We start from the raw sequence: 587 nt of genomic DNA, 5'->3' as shown, positions 1-587 counted from the left end.
CCGGCACAGGCAACGGAGATGTTAGACTGTGCCCACGTCACCTCACGCGTACCCCCATGGCCTACAAACCCTCCCCCGCCCAGCCGCCCTCCGCCCTGCTGCGCCAAGTGCGCCCGCTGCGCCTGCTGCTGAACCAGGCCGAGCGCCTGGAGCACTTGCAGCGCCTGCTGGAAAGCCAGTTGCAACCGGCTGCCCGCGAGCACTGCCATGTGGCGTCCTGGCGCGATGGTACTTTGTTGCTGGTGGTTACCGACGGCCATTGGGCAACCCGCCTGCGCTACCAGCAGAAGCGCTTGTTGGCGGCCCTGCAGGCCATGGAAGCATTCGGCAACCTCAGGCGCATCCTGTACAAGGTACAGCCGCCGCTGGTACCGGCCAAGCGTGGCGGGCATGCGGCCGAGCTTTCGAACAGCGCGGCCGAGAGCCTGCGCGACACCGCCGAGGGCATTACCGACCCCAAACTGCGTGCCGCACTGGAACGGTTGGCCGCCCACGCTCAGGGCAAGCATTGAGTAGGAGGCGGGTTCACACCCGCCGTCCTCTCACACCACCGTGCGTACGGTTCCGTACACGGCGGTTCAAGCTAT

General features: G+C 66.6%; 1 protein-coding gene. It reads left to right on the top strand.

Annotation, left to right across the window (positions count from 1 at the left end; all coding sequences use genetic code 11):
- Window positions 1-56: 56 nt before the first annotated feature.
- Window positions 57-512 (top strand): DUF721 domain-containing protein, encoded by a 456-nt coding sequence (locus ACTJJN_RS26520; protein WP_020193382.1) that lies wholly within the window; start codon window positions 57-59, stop codon window positions 510-512.
- Window positions 513-587: the final 75 nt, after the last annotated feature.

It is taken from the genome of Pseudomonas sp. 22515 (genome assembly GCF_052044625.1).
In the GTDB taxonomy this organism is placed as follows: Bacteria; Pseudomonadota; Gammaproteobacteria; order Pseudomonadales; family Pseudomonadaceae; genus Aquipseudomonas; species Aquipseudomonas alloputida.
This window is presented reverse-complemented; position numbering and strand designations above follow the sequence as displayed.